The organism is Hymenobacter glacialis, assembly GCF_001816165.1.
In the GTDB taxonomy this organism is placed as follows: Bacteria; Bacteroidota; Bacteroidia; order Cytophagales; family Hymenobacteraceae; genus Hymenobacter; species Hymenobacter glacialis.
Genome location: NZ_MDZC01000003.1, coordinates 1 through 429, shown reverse-complemented (window position 1 = coordinate 429; position 429 = coordinate 1). Strand labels below are relative to the sequence as shown.

The following is a 429-nucleotide window of genomic DNA, read 5'->3' as shown; positions in this document are numbered from 1 at the left end:
GTCACCGCCGAATCGGTGCGTTTCTTGGTGCTTGCTGTAGCGGCTGATGTGGTGCCAATAGTGGAAGTGCTACGGACACTGATTTTGCCACCTTTCAGCGCCAGCATCTCTGTCTTGCTGGCTACCCAGTTGTTAGAGAACATCAACTCACCGGTGTTCGAGCGAAGTGTAACCCCGATTTTATGCGGATTGGAAGACACTGTGGACTCAAATGCCTGCACCGAGAGGTCTAAGCCACCACCCAAGGAAACCGTGTTTAGCGGGTCGGTGATGTCGGTCAGGTTGGCTTTAGTATTGAAGTCGCCTTGGTTACCAGCTGCCGTCGTAAATGTCACCGCCGAATCGGTGCGTTTCTTGGTGCTTGCTGTAGCGGCTGATGTGGTGCCAATAGTGGAAGTGCTACGGACACTGATTTTGCCACCTTTCAGC

At 53.1% G+C, this 429-nt stretch carries 1 protein-coding gene; it reads right to left on the bottom strand.

What is annotated here, in order from left to right; translation table 11 throughout:
* The coding region (locus BEN48_RS18920) for a hypothetical protein (protein WP_158010053.1) at positions 1 to 429 on the bottom strand (429 nt) is incomplete at both ends.